This is a genomic window from Pseudomonas fluorescens (assembly GCF_002837185.1).
GTDB classification, from domain to species: domain Bacteria; phylum Pseudomonadota; class Gammaproteobacteria; order Pseudomonadales; family Pseudomonadaceae; genus Aquipseudomonas; species Aquipseudomonas fluorescens_AM.
In genome coordinates, this window is the sequence record NZ_KZ478019.1 from 39432 (window position 1) to 57016 (window position 17585).

Annotated in this window: 11 protein-coding genes; 5 read left to right on the plus strand and 6 right to left on the minus strand. The window is 62.1% G+C overall.

Annotation, left to right across the window (positions count from 1 at the left end):
• Positions 1-45 precede the first annotated feature (45 nt).
• Positions 46-4233, minus strand: a complete 4188-nt coding sequence (locus CIB54_RS23270; RefSeq protein ID WP_157829751.1) for a leucine-rich repeat domain-containing protein — start codon at positions 4231-4233, stop codon at positions 46-48.
• Positions 4234-4408: 175 nt separating this feature from the next.
• Between CIB54_RS23270 and CIB54_RS23275 the strand changes: the two genes are divergently transcribed.
• Positions 4409-6598: a TonB-dependent siderophore receptor gene (locus CIB54_RS23275; protein WP_101221087.1), complete on the plus strand. Its 2190-nt coding sequence runs from the start codon at positions 4409-4411 to the stop codon at positions 6596-6598.
• On the opposite strand, the gene CIB54_RS23280 is transcribed toward CIB54_RS23275, so the two are convergent.
• Complete coding sequence (locus tag CIB54_RS23280) at positions 6588-7718, minus strand: MFS transporter (protein ID WP_101221093.1); 1131 nt, start codon at positions 7716-7718, stop codon at positions 6588-6590. The two genes, CIB54_RS23275 and CIB54_RS23280, sit on opposite strands and share 11 nt — an antisense overlap.
• Positions 7719-7816: 98 nt before the next feature.
• On the opposite strand from CIB54_RS23280, the gene CIB54_RS23285 reads away from it, so the two are divergent.
• Positions 7817-8587, plus strand: coding sequence for an AraC family transcriptional regulator (locus CIB54_RS23285; protein WP_065951021.1), 771 nt, complete (start codon positions 7817-7819; stop codon positions 8585-8587).
• 4 nt (positions 8588-8591) lie between these two features.
• Here the strand turns inward: CIB54_RS23285 and CIB54_RS23290 are convergent, their stop codons facing one another.
• The 4 genes from CIB54_RS23290 to CIB54_RS23305 all read right to left on the minus strand — a co-directional run bounded on the left by CIB54_RS23290 (position 8592) and on the right by CIB54_RS23305 (position 12903).
• A complete protein-coding gene (locus CIB54_RS23290) occupies positions 8592-9029 on the minus strand; it encodes a carboxymuconolactone decarboxylase family protein (protein ID WP_065951022.1) in 438 nt (145 codons plus the stop codon).
• Positions 9030-9123: 94 nt separating this feature from the next.
• Positions 9124-10569: a mechanosensitive ion channel family protein gene (locus tag CIB54_RS23295; protein WP_101221088.1), complete on the minus strand. Its 1446-nt coding sequence runs from the start codon at positions 10567-10569 to the stop codon at positions 9124-9126.
• Between the two features lie 185 nt (positions 10570-10754).
• Complete coding sequence (locus CIB54_RS23300; protein ID WP_101221089.1) at positions 10755-11621, minus strand: pirin family protein; 867 nt, start codon at positions 11619-11621, stop codon at positions 10755-10757.
• A 76-nt stretch (positions 11622-11697) separates the two neighbouring features.
• Positions 11698-12903, minus strand: coding sequence for a multidrug effflux MFS transporter (locus tag CIB54_RS23305; protein ID WP_101221090.1), 1206 nt, complete (start codon positions 12901-12903; stop codon positions 11698-11700).
• Between the two features lie 98 nt (positions 12904-13001).
• On the opposite strand from CIB54_RS23305, the gene CIB54_RS23310 reads away from it, so the two are divergent.
• The 3 genes from CIB54_RS23310 to CIB54_RS27750 form a co-directional block, all read left to right on the plus strand.
• Positions 13002-14108 carry an efflux RND transporter periplasmic adaptor subunit gene (locus CIB54_RS23310; RefSeq protein ID WP_101221091.1) on the plus strand — a complete coding sequence of 369 codons (1107 nt, stop codon included), beginning with the start codon at positions 13002-13004 and terminating at the stop codon, positions 14106-14108.
• A 2-nt stretch (positions 14109-14110) separates the two neighbouring features.
• On the plus strand, positions 14111-17185 hold the full coding sequence (locus tag CIB54_RS23315) for an efflux RND transporter permease subunit (protein WP_101221092.1): 3075 nt from the start codon (positions 14111-14113) through the stop codon (positions 17183-17185).
• 146 nt (positions 17186-17331) lie between these two features.
• A partial coding sequence (locus CIB54_RS27750; protein WP_420094170.1) for a hypothetical protein occupies positions 17332-17585 on the plus strand: 254 nt, incomplete at its 3' end.

Consider the following 17585-nt stretch of genomic DNA (forward strand, 5'->3'; position numbering starts at 1 on the left):
GGGCGTTGTTGCACGAACTGCCCAGCGAAATATTCACGCAACGCCCTACTCCAGTCGCGCACGCTTGGGCAGTTGATACACCGGCTGTCCCTTGCGCCAGGCCTCATACATCAACGTTTCATGTTCCAGCGTCTCCAGCAACCCAGGCGCGCTCCCGTTAGGGTCCAGAGCGGCTAATTTGCACAGGTGGGCGCGATGCACTCCATCGGCATTTGTGATTTTTTCCAGTAGCTTCCACACCCGCGCCTGCAGACTCTGGCGGTTTAACGCATATTCGGGAGCGCGGGGCAAATCGCTGAAGCGCCTGGCGAAGAGGCTGGTGTCGGAGTCGCTCAGCAATCGATTCCACAGCCCCGTTTTGCCGGCAATTTGAGCAGGCGGTAAATCAGCCAGCCAAACACTTGGTTGAGGCAAATGCTGGGTTTGAGGATTGAGCCAGAGATCGTTGCCGGTGCGCCGGCGGTAACTGATCAGGCGACTCAGGGAATCAGGATCGGAAATAGGATTCCCAGACAGTTCAATATCGGCGCGCAGTCTGACGGATGTCGGGATTGACTGGATTCGATTGCCCGTGAGATCCAACCGCCCTAGTGGGATCTCGCCTGTCACACCGCGAGGGAACTCACTGAGTTGCGTATCGGATAGACTCAGCCAGCGCAACCGCGTCATACGGCTCACGTCCGGCGCAACGATCAGTGGATTGTAATCCAGGTCCAACTCCTCCAACTGGGTGAGCCGGGCAAGGCGTTCGACCGAATTATGAGTGGTCAATGTGATTTGGCACTCGCTCAGATTCAGGTGTGTGAGCTTCGTCATCCCCTCGAGGGCACGGGGTAGTTCACGCACTTCAGGCATCTGCATCTGTAGCGATTCAACATGCCTGAAATCCGACAGGATACCGTCAACACTTTGCGCACCACCTGACAGCGTGAGAGAAATCACCGAATCCATGGGAGGGTGGACATAGGGGAAAGGTGTCTGCGGCGACCCGTCCAGTTGCAGATGCAAGCCGACCAACTTGCCGTCACGGTAAATATTTTCCGAGCCTTCACCCTGCCATTTAAACAACCGGCGTAACGTGGCCCCGACCTCAGTACGCCGACTGCGCTCTTCTTCCACCCACTTGCTGATCTCCGGATCCACGCCGTCAGCAGCCAAATCGATATCAACCAGATCGAAAGCTTCCATCACGTCTTGCTCATTGACCATCTCCCACGTGCTCAAGGTGCGGTCAAACTCGACGAACGCCTGCCTGATACGTTCAAGCTCCCGTTGCAGGTCATCCAGATGGTCAAAGCGTGCAATCAAATCATCCACCTGTTGATCGGTGGAGTCAGGGAAATAGGCTTTGACATGCCCTCGGGTGATGCGCGGGAGCAGCGTTCCCTGCTCGGTTATCGTCGAGGATGCGCTGCCACCCGCCAGCCCGCCCTCCTCAGGCTCATAAAACGGCGTTCTCAATGATTGCCGATGCAATACGCTTGAGAGTTGTGGTCGACGCAGCAAGTTACGACGGATTTTGAATTTGAAATGTTCCAGTCCCTGATCGACACGCACATTCATCGCGCCACGCTCATCATCGGTCAAACTGTGCAGAATCATGTCGGCAAGGTCACCGTGGGTGTAGCCAGGCGGCTGCAGCGCAGCGTAGACCTGGAAATGCTCACCGGTCTTAATCAGCACGCGCTGGTTGGATAAGTTGGCGGATCCGATCCGATCCAGCACCGGCCCGCTGATGTTGCCTTCACGTACGACGATCGCAACGTCCGTGGGCCATCCGGGCATCTGTTGGACGCTGTGCAACAACAAGGCATCGCTGTCGGGATTGCGCACCGAATCTGTGAATACCCCTTCGTAGGCCCTGGCGAGGCGTACTTCCTGTCCGTAACCTTCAGCCAGAGGCTCCAGCCGCTGAAAAACCTCCTTGGTCTGTGCCAGTGTCAGGGGGATGTTCGGATCAATTTTCTGGCGACTCAACATCTCCTCAAGTACCACGTAAGGCAATGTCGGGTGTTGCTGTTTTAACGCCAGCAGCAGCTCATTATCGGTTTTTACCGCCGCCTGATAATGTTCCTCGAACAGATCGGTGCGCCGTTCCTTGGCAATCCCGAGCGCTTTTTGGCGCAATAACCGGGCACGGGTATAAACGTCCGGGTAAGGCTGGTCGACGGGCAGTTGGCTTCCCAGGAACGCACGCGTCTGCTGCTCATCCAGGCCCCTGGCCAGCTCCGGGAACAGCGTGGTGTCCTCGTCGACCCGCAACACCTTACCCGGCTCAGTGGCTGCCTGAGACGACCAGATCGCCTGATCGCCCTTCACCCATTCCATGCGCACGCTCGCCGGCCAGTCGGTATCCGAGGTCAACCACTGCACCAGATGCAAGTCGGCATGGATCGACTCATCGGTGGCCAACTGCGTGATATACGTCTGAATCTGACGATCAATCTTGAAGCGGGTCAGCGTGTCCGCCAACACCCCTTGGGGAGGGAGGCCTTCGGCATGCAAATATCGCAAGTGATCGTCAGACACACCGCTGACCTGACGCACTTGCTCCAGGGTTTCATCGGTCAACGCTTCGACCTGCGGGCCGAAACCACGCATCAATTGCGCACGGGTCCACTCAGTCAATGCAAGCCCCTCGGTGCCGGGCGGCGGATGCAGGATGCCAGCGGGGCGAGTGACCGGCACACGCGGTAAAGGAACGGGATCGGGAGCGCCCTCAGCCACAGTCAGTGCTGGATCTACGGCGCTGGTCGTCACCTCGATTTCGCCTTTGATCACTGCCCCACCGAGGCCGGCCTTGACTACCAAAGGCAAGGCATTGAGCAAACCGAAGACCGTACGTGTGATGCCCTCAGACACCTGAGCATGGTTGTCGGCGCTGTCTATTTCGTTGAGTCCGTATCCCGCCTCGATAAGCCCGGCCAGACCCAGCAAGCCTTCGCCACCGGGGAAAAATATCGCCAAGGCCCCCCAGCGGTTAAGCCAACCCACCACGGGCTCTATCACCGCACTCAAGTTGGCACGATTGACATCCGCATCGTCACGGATCGCCTCTTCAGCGGCGTGCAGGTTAGCTTGTTTGGTCGCCTTGACCAACGCCACGAACGGGTCGGTGCTGCCAGCTACAGTATCCAGGCTGATGTAATCGGCCGGGTTCCAATAGCCGTCGTTATTGAAGAAGCCGGCATCACGGTTCAGGCGATGCATGCGCGGATACTCGGTCATTCCCGTCAGGGCTGTCATGACGCCTGCGTGCCACGTTGTATCGAAGCGGTCGTCTTTGGCGAAATGCAGGGCGAGGGCTTTCCTCTTTACTGAATCCTGGCCCTGTTGCACCACCCATGCCCTCATTGCATCCAGACTGGAAAACTCATGCAACGGTGACGAGTTACCCGGCACATACAGCACTATCAGCCCGCTGGTTCGATGACGAAACACCCAGATATCCGTTGCGGTGTAGCGATAAATCATCAGTAGAGAGGCTTCGACATGGGCCATGGGATGAGTGCTGTGTTCCAGTTGCGCGTTGTTGACGAAACCAAACTCGATCTGCCCCTCCCCCAACCCGGCCGACGACAGCGCGAGCTGCAAGCCTTGGAGCGACAGACTGCCTTCACGTTTTTGAAGAAAAGCGGCCATGACGAAAGCCGTCTTTACGGTGGTGCGCAAAGCATAGGGCGCTACGCCCTTGATCGTTGCATCAGAGGGCAGTACGCCGTCCAGGTAGTCTCTGTACAAATCCTTGTACTCGAGCGCCCACACCCACTTCTTGAACGCCGCCGGTGTAATGGCTATCTGTGTTTCAGGCCCGTAGGTCTGCGGGATGGTCTGGCGGTAGATGCCTTCATAGTCGGTGTGATTGCCACTGCCCCGATAGGCGAACTCATCGACATGCTCGACAAGTTTGATTCGCGGCCCGACCGCAGGGGGGGTATATACACCGAATGCCGTCTCACCGAATCGATCATCGGCTACGGCCTGGTAGTCACTGAGCAGGGCCTGCACCAGCGACTGCTGGAATCGAATTTTGCCTTGATGCACACCGTCGATGGGTGGATGACCGTGGTAGTCGTAATCGAGGGTGACCAGCTGCGCAGTCATCGGGTCGACATGCGCCCCCCACTTCTGCCGGATCAGTTTTGCGCCGTGAGCGCTCGGAGTCAGGGGAACGCCGGCCTGTACGGCCTCGTTCAATGAGGCGCGTCCGGCACCCATTAATTGCTCTGTCATAGTGTGCAGTTCCATTTGCGATTTGAAAGAGGCTCGAATCTATCGTCGGCCGACTACCTAAAAAATCGGAAACCTCAGCCGACAGCCGATGAAGACCTGGCCAAATAGGGTAGGATCGCGCCCGCCCTTTATGCACCTTTGGCATCCGACCTTCTTTCTGATAACGGAACCCTTGATGGCTAATCGTTCTCGACCTTCCCTGCGCAGCAAGCCAGCCTCACGCTGCGCGCTTGAGCTGTTCACCGCGACCCTGCTTGTCGGCTGTGGAATGGAGGTCGGTCAGGCCGCCGAAATTGAACTGACGCCCATCAGGGTTCAAGGCCAAGAGCGCGGCGGCTATCAAACCGATACAGCCTCCGTCAGCAGCTTCAATGAAGCCCCCTTGCTCGATACCCCGGCCTCGATAACGGTGATCAACGCTGAACTGATCAAGGACCAGCAAGCCCGCCTGCTCAGCGAGGTGCTGCGCAACGACGCCTCGGTGGGCGACAGCTACGCGCCCATCGGCTACTACGAAAACTTCGTGGTGCGCGGGTTTTCGCTGAATGCGGCGAGCAGCTACAAGATCAATGGGCGCACCATCACCGGCGAGCAGAACGTCGCCCTGGAAAACAAGCAACAGGTCGAAGTGCTCAAGGGCCTGGCCGGGTTGCAGAGCGGCATTTCCGAGCCCAGCGGCGTGATCAACTACGTGACCAAGCGCCCCGAGGATGTGCGTTCGGTGACGGTGTCCACCGATGATCGCGGCAGCGGTTATATCGCCACCGATGTCGGCGGCTGGTTCGGCAGCGAGCAACAATTTGGCCTGCGCGCCAATGTCGCCCATGAAGACCTCAATGCCTATGTGGAGCATGCCGACGGCCAGCGCGATTTTATGTCCCTGGCCTTTGACTGGAACATCAGCCCCGACGCGGTGCTGCAACTGGATGCCGAATACCAGAACAAACAACAGCGCTCGGTGCCGGGTTATCAATTGCTGGGCGGCACTGAAGTGCCTCACGACGCTTCGCCGAAAAAACTGCTGGGGCATCAGACCGGAGGCAAGCAGGTGGGCATTGATTCGCTGAACCTCAACGGCACATTTGACTACCGTTTCAGCGACCAGTGGAAAGGCAGTGTCAGCGCGGCGCGCAGCAAAGTGGTGATTGACGATTACAGCTCATTTGCGTGGGGCTGCTACGGGTCGACCAGCTGCAGCTCGGCAAGCGTGCCGAACTACTTCAGCCCCGAAGGCAATTACGACGTCTACGACTACCGCAGCCCCGACGATACGCGCCGCGACGATGAAATCCAGGCGGCCATGACCGGCCTGTTCGACACCGCAGGCTTAGGCCATGAACTGACATTCGGCACCAGCGCCTTTCGCCGAGTGATCGACAAGCGCAAGTCGGTCAACGAATTCATCGGCACCGCCAATATCGACGAACAGGTGCCGAGCTTTACCCCTACCGACAAACGGTTGAATGACAGCCACCGCAACCTCGACAGCCGCCAGTACGGGCTGTTCGTCACCGACCGCATCCGCTTCAACGAGCAATGGCAAACCCTCCTCGGCGGCCGCGAAGTGCGCCTGGATGAAAAAGCCTTCGACGGCTTCACCGGCAACCCGACACGCCACACCCAACAGTACGTGTTCCTGCCCCAGGCCTCATTGATCTACAAGCCGGTGGACAACGTGTCGCTGTACACCCGTTACAGCAAGGGCCTGTCCCTGGGCGGCACCGCGCCGTGGTTCGCTGAGAACGCAGACGAAACATTGGCGCCAACGCTCTCGCGCCAGCTCGAAGCCGGGGTGAAATACGACTGGCGCCGTATCAGCTTCGCCGCCGCCGTGTTCCAGACACGCCAGGCTTATCAGTACGCCAAGCCCGACAGTGGCGGCTTCACCTACGTGCAGCAAGGTCACCAGAAGAACACCGGCCTGGAGCTGTCCGCCAACGGCTGGGCCACCGACCGCCTGCAGATCGCCACCAGCGTGGCCGCCATCCGGGCACGGGTGAGCGGCAGCGGCACGCCGAGCTACGAAGACCACCAGGCGATCAACGTGCCCAAACTGCGCGCCAGCCTGTACGCCGACTATGCGCTGCCATGGGTCAATGGCCTGGCGGTGCTCGGCGGCGTGCAATACAGCGCCAAAAAGTACGCCAACCGCACCGGCAATGTGCAAGTGGGGGATTACGCCGTGGTCAATATCGGCAGCCGCTACACCACTAAAGTCGATGGCTATGAAACGGTGTTTCGCCTGAGCGTCGACAACCTGTTCGACACGCGCTACTGGCGCGACGCGGGCGAATACATGGGCGATGACTACCTGTTCCAGGGTGCGCCGCTGACGGCGCGCTTGAGTGCATCGGTCAACTTCTGAAGAGCCGCGGCGTTGCCAGCCCCAGCGCCGCCAGACCGCACACCAGCAGGCTCCAGCCCAGGTCCTGAACCCATGCCACCAGGCTCAGACCGCTGCCAATCACCAGGTAGTACAACAAACCCAACAGTGCGCCGGCGGTGCCGAGGCGATCGCGATAATCGACCAGCGCCGCCCCGAGCACGTTGGGAATTGCCATGCCGAATGCCAGTACCACCAGCAGCATCGGCCCTACCAGCAGCCCACTGTGTTGCAGGCCCAACACTAACAAGCTGCCGAGCACCGCCACCACCGCAGCGACGAATACCAACTGATCGCTGTCCATCCCGCGTCTAAGCAGGATTCTGTTCAGCCACGCTCCCAACCCGGAACCCAGGGCCAGCAGCACGCCGCTGTAGCCGAACTCGGCGGTGGAGCGCCCTTGTTGTGCGAAGATAAACGGCCCCACGCTGTAATAGCTGAACAACGCGATATTGAACGCCGCGACCAACCCGACCGAGCGCCAGATCCCGGCGTCCTTGAGCATCATGCCGAGTGTTTGACCAAGGGCGGCCGTGGGCAGCGAGGCCGGACGCGTTTCCGGCAGGGCCCACAGGCTCCAGCCCCACAGCAGCAGCGCGAGCAGCAACAGCCCACCGAGCACCCCGCGATAACCGAAATACTCGACCAGACTCGCCCCGCTGAACAACCCGATGGCAGGGCTTGCCGCCAGCGCAATCCCCATCGCGGAAAATACCTGGGCCAGCTCGGCACCGTGGAAACGGTCACGCAGCACCGTCTGCGTGACCACCGACCCCACGGCTGCTCCAAAGGCGGCAGCGGCCTGGGCCAGCAGCAAGGCGTTGAACGTTGCCACGTTCAACGCCAGCGCCATGGCCCCCACATAGATCGCAAGCCCGGCCAACATGACGGGCCGCCGCCCCCAACGATCACTCAAACGGCCCCATACCACTACGCCCACAGCGAAGGCCAGGAAGTACACCGACAGGGTCTGCCCCGCCCGTTCAGGCGCGACCGCAAAAGCCCGTGCGATATCAGCCAGGGCCGGGCTGTACAGGGTCTGCGCCAATTGCGGGAACATCAGCAGGGCCATGGTCAGCATCAGCAGATTGTTCGACTTCATCACCAGATCCATCCGTAAATACACCGCAGGGATTCTAGAGCGCCCCGCCTGGGGTATTATCCGGACTTCGACACTTTATCCCTGAAATCGGACATCCCATGGCTTGGCTTGAGGCCGCCGCATCGTTCAACCCCGACGCATTCGCGGCGCCCGTGATCGGCATCGCCGCGGTGCTGGGCAACCACGACTCCGGGCTGCACCGGCACCAGCGCGGGCAACTGCTGTTCACCCAGCAAGGCTGCACGCGGATCACCCTGGACAATCAACTGTGCCTGCTGCCACCCACGCGCGCGGCCTGGATACCCGGCGGCTTGCCCCATCGCGCGGTGATGCAGCAGGCCGTGGATTACCGCTCGGTGTATGTGAGCGCAGCCCTGGCCGAGCAGTTGCCGGCCCAGGTGCGGGTGATCGAAGTGAGTGCCCTGCTCAGGGCAGTGCTGGAGCCGATGGCTCTGGCCCCGTTCGAGACCGATTGGCACGCGGGCCGCTACGCGCATTTGCTCGGCCTGTGCCTTGATGAAATCCGCCACGCCGCCGAACAGCCGCTGCTCCTGCCGTTGCCAAGGGACAAGCGCCTGGCCCCGCTGCTGGCCCGGCTCGACCGCCTGCCCCCCACATTGCAGGCGCTGGAAAAGCACATTGGCGCCAGCACCAAGACCATAGGCCGGATTTTCCTAAAGGAAACCGGCCTGGGGTATCAGCAGTGGCGCCAACAGTGGCGTCTGATGCGGGTGATCGAACTGCTCGCTACCGGGCGCAGCCTGGGCTACTGCGCCTTTGAACTGGGCTTTGCCAGCGACAGTGCGTTGATCGCCTTCTTCAAAGGCATGACCGGGACCACGCCGCGTGGCTATTTCAAATCCGGCTGAGCGCTTACTGGGGCATCTTGCGAAAACCCACCGCCAGACGGTTCCAGCTGTTGATGGTGGCAATCGCCACACTCAGGTCGACCTGTTCCTGCGCGCTGAACTCGGCCGCCAGGGCGTTGAAGTCTTCATCGGGGGCGTGGGTCTGGCTGAGCAGGGTCAGGCTTTCGGCCCAGGCCAGGGCGGCGCGTTCACGCGGGGTGAAGAACGGCGTTTCACGCCAGGCCGACAGGGTGTAGAGGCGGCGCTCGGTTTCACCGCCCTTGCGCGCATCGGCGGTGTGCATGTCCAGGCAGAATGCGCAGCCGTTGATTTGCGAGACGCGCAGGCGCACCAGTTCCAGCAGTGGCAGTTCGATGGACAGCTTGCCGACTGCCGCCTCCAGGGCCAGCATGGCCTTCATGGCGTCCGGGGAAGCGCTGTAGAAATCGGTACGGGTTTGCATGGTGGAACTCCAGAACGGTGGGGATTGGTGCGCAGATTAGTCACCTGGGCGGTCTGGAGAAATAGCCAATCCGGGCGAAGAACAGGTGACCAATCTACAGGCCACGGCTCCTCAACCACTGCAGGAAACCTTTCTTCACCGGCACCACCGGCGCGTCTTCGGTCAGCGCCTGGGCGGCATGCACACGGAAGTCCAGCAGCGCCTTCATGGCTTCGCCGATGTCATGGCGCGCGTCCAGGCAGGGCTTGAGGTATTCGTTTTCGATGCGGTACAGCGTGCAGTAGGTCTTGGCGGTGAAATCCGCCAGCGTGGCCTGATCGGTCAGGATGCCTGATTCGCCGATCACTTCACCCGGCCCCATGCGCCCGGCCTCGAACGTGTGGCCGCCCTTGACCAGCATCACCGAGACCACGCCGGACTCGATGATGAACAGGTGATCGCTGACCTCCCCCGCCGGCAGGATCATGTCGCCGGCGCGGTAGGTGTGCAGGGTCATGTTCTGGCTGAAGGTGTCTTTTTCTTCCTGACGCAGGGTGGAGAAGATCGACGACCGCTCAAGCAGTGCCCGCGCGCCGGAGACCGTGGCGGGCGTACTGCCTTCGGTGGCGGACAACAGCCCCACGCCCGCCGCCTGCAAATGCCGGAAGGCCAGGTCGTAAAGCTGGTTGCGCACTTCGCGCTTGAGGCCCATGGCCGGCACGAAACCGCTGATTTCATATTCCACGCCGCCACTGACCGAAGCCTTGAACGCGACGCTGGGCGCCGGCTTGGCCAACAGCGCGCGGCAGCCCTGCATGGCCCGCTCAAGGGCCTCGATCACCGTTTGCGGGCGCGCATGGGGGCTGACTTGCAGGCTGACCGCCAGGCCGAACATGTCCGCCGGGCGCGAAAAGTTGATGATCTTGGCCTTGGCCGCCAGGGAGTTGGGGATCACCGCCAGGCTGCCCTGGGAGGTCTGCAGGCGCGTGGCGCGCCAGTCGATATCGGTGACGCGGCCTTCGGTGCCGTCGATGGAGATCCAGTCGTCGATCTGGTAAGGCTTGGTGGTGTTGAGCACGATCCCGGAAAACACGTCGCTCAGGGTGCTTTGCAGCGCCAGGCCGACGATGATCGCCACGGCGCCGGAAGTGGCGAGCACGCCCTTGACCGGCAGGTCGAGCACGTAGGCCATGGCGGCGATGATGGCGATCAGGAAAATCACCGCGCCCATCAGGTCCTGCAACAAGCGCCCGGTGTGACCGACCCGCTGCATCATCACCGCGCCGAGCAACACCGTCAGGGTGCGCGCCGCGAACAGCCACCAGCCGATCTGCAAAGCCGTGGCCGCCAGGTGCCGGGCGGTGTCGTCGACATAGGGCGCCGCTTGCATGGGGTTCATGCCGTCGTTGAACAACACCGCGCTGAACACTGCAAAGATCACCAGCCGCGCCGCGAGTTTCCAGTTGGCCAGCGCGGGGGTGATAAGGCGCCATACGGCAATGTCGATAAGGATCAGCGCCAGGGCGCACACCATCGGGTTTTCAGCGATAAATGAGGGCATCCAGGCGACTCCAGGGCGAATGCCGAGAAAGATCGCATGAAATGAAGATGGCGGGTATAGCGCAGAGCAAAATGTGGGAGGGGGCTTGCCCCCGATGGCGTCAGCCCAGCAAACACTGATGTTGGTTGACCCACCGCTATCGGGGGCAAGCCCCCTCCCACAAGGGGTTATTCAACCACCGGCCTTCAGGCCTGCATCCGCCCGAACTTGCCCGATTGGAAATCGGCAAACGCCTGGTGGATCTCCTGCTCGGTGTTCATCACGAACGGGCCGTGGCCGACGATGGGCTCGTCAATCGGCTCGCCGCTGAGCAGCAGCACCTTGGCGTGGTCGTTGGACTCCAGGGTGAGGCGGTCACCGTCACGCTCGAACAACGCCAACTGCCCCTGGCGCGCGACGTCCTCGCCATTGACCTGCACAGTTGCGCTCAGGATCACCAGCGCGGTGTTGCGCCCGGCGTGCAAGTCCAACGTCACCGCCTTACCGGGGTTGAGGCGCAAGTCCCACACGTCAATCGGCGTGAAGGTGCGGGCAGGCCCTTGAGTACCGGCGAATTCACCGGCGATCAGGCGCAGTTGCCCCGCATCGCCCGCCAGCGGCAGCACCGGGATGTCGCCATCGACGAGGGTCTGGTAGCCGGCGTCGGCCATTTTGTCCTTGGCCGGCAGGTTGACCCACAATTGCACCATCTCCAGCGCCCCGCCTGTGCGGGCGAAAGCCTCAGAGTGGAATTCTTCATGGAGAATGCCCTTGGCCGCCGTCATCCATTGCACATCACCCGGGCCGATTTTTCCGCCGGCACCGGTGGAATCGCGGTGCTCGACTTCGCCGTCATAGACGATGGTTACCGTTTCGAAGCCGCGATGCGGGTGCTGGCCCACGCCGCGACGGGTTTCGGTGGGGGTGAAATCGGCCGGCCCGGCGTGGTCCAGCAACAGAAATGGGCTGATGTGTTTGCCCATGGTGTCGTAGGAAAACAGCGTGCGCACCGGAAAGCCGTCGCCGACCCAGTGAGCGCGAGGGCTGGTGTAGAGACCGATCAGTTTTTTCATGGTGTACCTCCAAAGTGCCTACACCATAAGTCCCCAGGCCGCAGAGCACTAGCCGGCAAAAGCGGCCTTGATCGTCCTATGTATAGGACAGTGCCTTGGGCGCGCGCTGACGCAACAGGTGAAATGCGACGAAGGCCGTGACGGCAAAGGCGGCCTGGATGACGATCATCGGCGTCGCGCTGCCATCGCGTAGTTGGCTCAACAGCACGCCGCTGCAGGTGGCGCCGAACATCTGCGCGAAGCCCATCAACCCGGCCGCCAGCCCCGCACGATGGGCATTGGGCATCACCCCGCCCGTAACCGCGCCGGGCAATACCAGCCCGCCGCCGAGCGTGGCCAGGGCTATGGGAATATCCAGGCCCACCACGGAAAGCCCGAACAGCGCATAAATCAGCAGTGCCAACACCCCACCTGCGGCCACCAGCGTCACGCCCATGGTCACAATCCGCTGCGGCCCGAGGCGCAGGATGTTGCGCCGGGTATAGGTGGAACCGACGATCAGCATCGACACGATCAGGCCGAAATTGATGCCGTACTCCAGGCTGCTCAGGCCCAGCAGGTTGATAAACACCGCCGACGAACCGGCAATCACCGCAAACATGGCGCCGTAGGTACAGGCCAGGGCCACAGCATAGGCGCGGTATGGGCGGCCCTTGAGCAAATCCAGGTACTGCCCGCCAAGGGTGCGCCAATGCGCCGCCCCGGGATCGAGGTAATGGTTGCTCTCGCGAAAGAACAGCACCGCCAGCAGCCACACAACGCTGCCGATCAGCAGGGCAAGAATGATCGGCGCATGCCAGCCGAACAGCTTGATCAGCAAACCGCCCGCCATCGGCGCCACGACGATGGCATAGAGCATGCCGATCATGGTCAGCGCCAGGGCCGGGCCTGCCTCGGCTTTCCATACGTCACGCACCACGGTGCGCGCAAGAACCAGCGCGGCGCACGCGCCCAGGCCTTGAAGCACGCGGGCGGCGATAAATTGCTGGATGTCAGTGACCAGCAGCATCGACAGCGTCGCCAGCACGTACAGCGTCAGGCCGGCGATCAATACCGGACGGCGGCCGATACGGTCCGACAGCGGCCCGAACACAAGTTGCCCCACGCCAAACGCAACGACAAACGCCGACAGCGCCATCAGCGCCGAACCTTGCGGCGCCGCCAGCGTCTGCTCGATGGCACCCAGACCGGGGATGATCAATTGCGTTGACACTTCACCCAATGCGGTGAGGGCGACCAGCAAGAACAACAAGCTGCGTGAAGGTGCCGGGGCGTTTGCCATGGGGAATATCCGGGGGCTGGATTAATTTATATTTCGACCATAATATGAGCAAAAAATTATGTCCATAATTTTTTCCCATGGTCCCCCAGGAGTTCGTCATGCCCTCTCTGCACCTGCGCCTTTTCACGCCCCTGGCTGTGTTGATGATCCTCAGTGGCTGCAACAGCCAGGCCGACAACGCCACCCAGGTCTCGCCGCCGCGTCCGGTGCTGGCCGCCAAGGTCGAGGCTGGCGGCACCCAGCAAAGCGCGTATACCGGCGTGGTGGCGGCCCGCACTGAAAGCAACCTGGGCTTTCGGGTCAGCGGCAAAGTGATCGAACGCAAGGTCGATCCCGGCCAGCATGTGTCCCGTGGCGACACGCTACTGGTGCTGGATATCGGCGACTTCGAACTGGCGTTGCGCTCGGCGAAAAACCGCGTCAACGCGGCCCAGGCACAATTGCGCCAGCGCCGTGACGACGAAAACCGCTACCAGCGTCTGGCCAGTACCGGCGCGGTATCGCGGCAGATATTCGACCAGTCGGCGACCAACCTGCGCGTCGCCGAAGCGGAACTGGCGGCGGCGCAATCGGATGCCAGCCAGATCGAGAACCGTCGCACCTATTCGGTGCTCAAGGCCGATGGCGACGGCATCATCACCGAAGTGCTGGCCGATCGCGGCCAGGTGGTCGCCGAAGGGCAGATCGTGGCGCGCCTGGCCCATGACGGCGCCCGCGAAGCCATCGTCAACCTGCCGGAACAGCAACGCGCCCGGGCCGCGCAAAACGCCCTGGCCTTCCCGTTCGGTGCGCCGGACCAGGCCGTTACCGCGTCTCTGCGCGAGCTGTCCGCCAGCGCCGACCCCACCACCCGCACCTACCGCGCGCGCTACGTGCTGCACGGCGCGGTCGAGCGTTTCGCCCTCGGCTCCACCATCACCGTGCGCTTGCAAGGTGACGGCCAGGCCCAGCAAACCCGTGTGCCCATCGGTGCGTTGCAGGATGCGGGGCAAGGCACCGGCGTATGGCTGATCGGTGACGACAACACGATCAGCTTCGCCCCGGTGAAAGTCGCCAGTCTCGGCCAGGAAGAAGCCCTGCTCGACAGCGGCGTCACGCCTGGCCAAACCATCGTCGCCCTCGGCGCGCACCTGCTGCACAGCGGTGACCGGGTACGCCTGCTGCCCGCCCAGGCGCTGGCCCTCAACCGTAAACAGGACCAATGAGCATGCGTGGAATCAACCTCTCGGAACTGGCGGTCAAGCACCGCGCCGTCACGCTGTTCCTGATCATCGCGATCATCGCCGCCGGGATCTTCGCGTTCGGCAAACTGGGGCGCGCCGAAGACCCGTCGTTTACGGTCAAGGTCATGACCATCACCGCCGCCTGGCCCGGCGCCACTGCCGAGGAAATGCAGGAACAGGTGGCCGACCGCCTGGAAAAGCGCCTGCAGGAACTCGATTACTACGACCGCGTCGAGACCATCGCCCAGCCGGGTTTCGTTTCGATGCGCATGACCTTCCTCGAATCCACCCGGCCGAGCGAGATACAGGACCTGTTCTACCAGACCCGTAAAAAACTCAGCGACGAAGCCGCGAACCTGCCCAAGGGCGTGATCGGGCCGTTTTTCAACGATGAGTATTCGGATGTGTACTTTGCGCTGTACGCCCTGGAGGCCGAACACCTGCCCCATCGCCAGCAAGTGCAAATGGCCGAAGCGCTGCGCCAGGGCCTGCTCAACCTGCCGGGGGTGAAGAAGGTCAATATCCTCGGCGAACAGGCCCAGCGTGTATTTGTCGAGTTCTCCTATGAGCGCCTGGCGACCCTGGGCATCAAACCCGAACAGATCTTCGCCGCCCTCGCCGCGCAAAACGCCGTGGCGCCCTCAGGCTTCGTCGAAACCGCCGGCGCCCGCGCCTATATCCGTATCGATGGCGCCTTCGACAGCCTGGCGCTGATCGAGAACGTGCCCTTGCAAGTCAATGGCCGCGTGCTGCGCATCGCCGATGTGGCGACGGTCCGGCGTGGCTATGAAGACCCGCCCAGCTACCGCATCCGCCACCAGGGCGACCCGGCGCTGATGCTCGGGGTGATCATGCAGAAGCACTGGAACGGCCTGGAACTGGACAAGCGCCTGCAGGCCCAGGAAGCCCGGATCCAGGCCGACCTGCCCCTGGGCGTGAATTTCGCCAAGGTGTCCGATCAGGCAAAAAACATCAGCCTGGCGGTGAACGAGTTCATGCTCAAGTTCTTCGTCGCCCTGGCCGTGGTGATGCTGATCAGCCTGCTGGCCCTGGGCTTTCGTGTAGGGCTGGTGGTGGCGGCGGCAGTGCCGCTGACACTGTCGATCGTGTTCGTGATCATGCTGGTCACCGGGCGTGAATTTGACCGCGTGACCCTCGGCGCCCTGATCATTTCCCTGGGCCTGCTGGTGGACGACGCGATCATCGCCATTGAAATGATGGTGGTGAAACTCGAAGAAGGCTTCGACCGCATCCATGCGGCCACCTACGCCTGGAGCTCCACGGCGGCGCCCATGCTGACCGGCACGCTGGTAACGATCATCGGTTTTCTACCCGTGGGGTTCGCGCGCTCCGGTGCCGGCGAGTACGCCGGGAATATCTTCTGGATCGTCGGCTTTGCGTTGATTTCATCCTGGTTGGTGGCGGTGGTATTTACGCCCTATCTGGGCGTGAAGCTGTTGCCGCAGATCAAGCCGGTGCCCGGCGGGCACGATGCGATTTACGCCGGGCGCTATTACCAGAAACTGCGCAGCCTGGTGGAGACCTGTGTGCGCGGGCGCTGGCTGGTGACCGCGCTGGTGGTGGCGGCGTTTGTGCTGTGCGGCCTGGGCATGGCAGTGGTGAAGAAACAGTTCTTCCCCGACTCCGACCGTTCGGAGCTGATCCTGGAGGTGTACATGCCCCCTGGCAGCGCCTTCAAAAGCACTGAAGCGGTGGCGGCGCAAGTAGAGAAAGCCTTGCTGCAGGAACCGCAGACGAGCATGGTCGACACCTATGTGGGCGGCGGCGCTCCGCGTTTTTTCCTGTCGTTGAACCCTGAGATGCCGGACCCGGCGTTCGCCAAGTTGATCGTGCAAACCCCGGACTCCCACGCACGCGATGCGTTGAAAGTGCGCATGCGCGAGCGCATCGCCGCCGGTGAGTTTCCAGCGGCACGGGTGCGCGTCACACAATTGGTGTTCGGCCCCCCGGTGCCGTTCCCGGTGGTGTTCCGTGTGTCCGGACCGGACCTGGACGTGCTGCGCGGGCTGTCCGAGCAAGTGCGTCAAGTGGTGGCCGCCAACAGGCTGACCCGCGACGCCTTCCTTGAGTGGGGCGAGCGCGCCAGCGGCTACCGCCTGGTGCTGGATCAGGATCGCCTGCGCCTGCTCGGCTTCACGCCCGACGAGGTCAAGTCCCAGCTCAACGCCCTGCTCAGCGGCAACCCGATCACCGAAGTGCGTGAAGGCAACCGCACGGTGTCGGTGGTGGCACGCGCCCAGGGCAGTCAACGCGAGGACCTGGGCAACCTCAACAACATGACCCTGACCAACAGCGCCGGCACTTCGGTACCGCTGGCCCAGGTCGGGCATTTCCAGGCGGTGATGGAAGAACCGATCCTCAAGCGCCGCAACCGCGCGACCACGGTGGAAGTGCGCGCCGACATCGTCGACGGCGTACAACCGCCCGATGTGGAAATGGCCGTGTACAAGGACCTGCAGCCGCTGATCGCCAAGTTGCCTGCCGGTTACCACATCGATATCGGCGGCCCGGTGGAAGAAAGCGCCAAGGCCAACGTCGCCCTGGCGGCGCTGTTCCCGATCATGATCCTGCTGACCCTCACCGTGATCATGTTCCAGGTGCGCTCCTTCGGCGTGATGTTGATGGTCTTCGCCACCGCGCCGCTGGGGCTGATCGGCGCGGTGCCGACCTTACTGCTGTTCAACCAGCCGTTCGGGTTCAACGCGATTCTCGGGCTGATCGGCATCGGCGGGATTCTGATGCGCAACACACTGATCTTCACCGACCAGATTCGCCAGAACCAGGACCACGGCATGCCGATACGCGAAGCCATTGTCGAAGCCACCGTGCGTCGCGCGCGGCCGGTGATCCTCACCGCCCTGGCGGCGGCGCTGGCCTTTATTCCGCTGACGCTGTCGGTGTTCTGGTCGTCCCTGGCCTATGTGCTGATCGGCGGCGTGCTGGTGGGCACGGTGTTGACGCTGCTGTTCCTGCCGGCGCTGTGCAGCCTGGTGCTGCGCGACAGGGTTGTTGAAACTTCCTACGTAACTGCCGGATAAGCTCTACTCCCCTGCCCCGAGAACCGCTGCAAAGTCCCTCGCCTGATCATTCAGTGCGAGGGATTGCAGATGGTTCTTTTCGTTAGGGCCCCGGTTGTCGGGGCTGTGTTTTGATTCCGGCGCTGGCCAGCTTCGTCCTGGCGCCCATGGACCCCGAAGCGCCGGATGCTGAACGCGTGCTTGGGGATTTGCGCAATTGCCTGAACACCTTCGACGCGTGGGCCGACAGCTTTTTCAGTGGCTCGGCACTGAAAGTCGAGCAGGTGTTCAAGGTCGGGGATGACGTCGCACTGGTGGCGCCGATCTCTTCCGACACGCAAGTTACTGACTTCCCACCTGTTCAGTGCCGGTCGCGAACACCAACGCCAACAAGGCCAACTGCTCAGCCACTACCACTACG

What these genes read in the sequence shown, in the direction of transcription:
- CIB54_RS23275 (WP_101221087.1), top strand. Translation starts at nt 4,409, where the DNA reads ATGGCTAATCGTTCTCGACCTTCCCTGCGCAGCAAGCCAGCCTCACGC.
- CIB54_RS23310 (WP_101221091.1), top strand. Translation starts at nt 13,002, where the DNA reads ATGCCCTCTCTGCACCTGCGCCTTTTCACGCCCCTGGCTGTGTTGATG.
- CIB54_RS23280 (WP_101221093.1), bottom strand. Translation starts at nt 7,718, where the DNA reads ATGAAGTCGAACAATCTGCTGATGCTGACCATGGCCCTGCTGATGTTC.
- CIB54_RS23290 (WP_065951022.1), bottom strand. Translation starts at nt 9,029, where the DNA reads ATGCAAACCCGTACCGATTTCTACAGCGCTTCCCCGGACGCCATGAAG.
- CIB54_RS23285 (WP_065951021.1), top strand. Translation starts at nt 7,817, where the DNA reads ATGGCTTGGCTTGAGGCCGCCGCATCGTTCAACCCCGACGCATTCGCG.
- CIB54_RS23300 (WP_101221089.1), bottom strand. Translation starts at nt 11,621, where the DNA reads ATGAAAAAACTGATCGGTCTCTACACCAGCCCTCGCGCTCACTGGGTC.
- CIB54_RS23305 (WP_101221090.1), bottom strand. Translation starts at nt 12,903, where the DNA reads ATGGCAAACGCCCCGGCACCTTCACGCAGCTTGTTGTTCTTGCTGGTC.
- CIB54_RS23295 (WP_101221088.1), bottom strand. Translation starts at nt 10,569, where the DNA reads ATGCCCTCATTTATCGCTGAAAACCCGATGGTGTGCGCCCTGGCGCTG.
- CIB54_RS23270 (WP_157829751.1), bottom strand. Translation starts at nt 4,233, where the DNA reads ATGACAGAGCAATTAATGGGTGCCGGACGCGCCTCATTGAACGAGGCC.
- CIB54_RS23315 (WP_101221092.1), top strand. Translation starts at nt 14,111, where the DNA reads ATGCGTGGAATCAACCTCTCGGAACTGGCGGTCAAGCACCGCGCCGTC.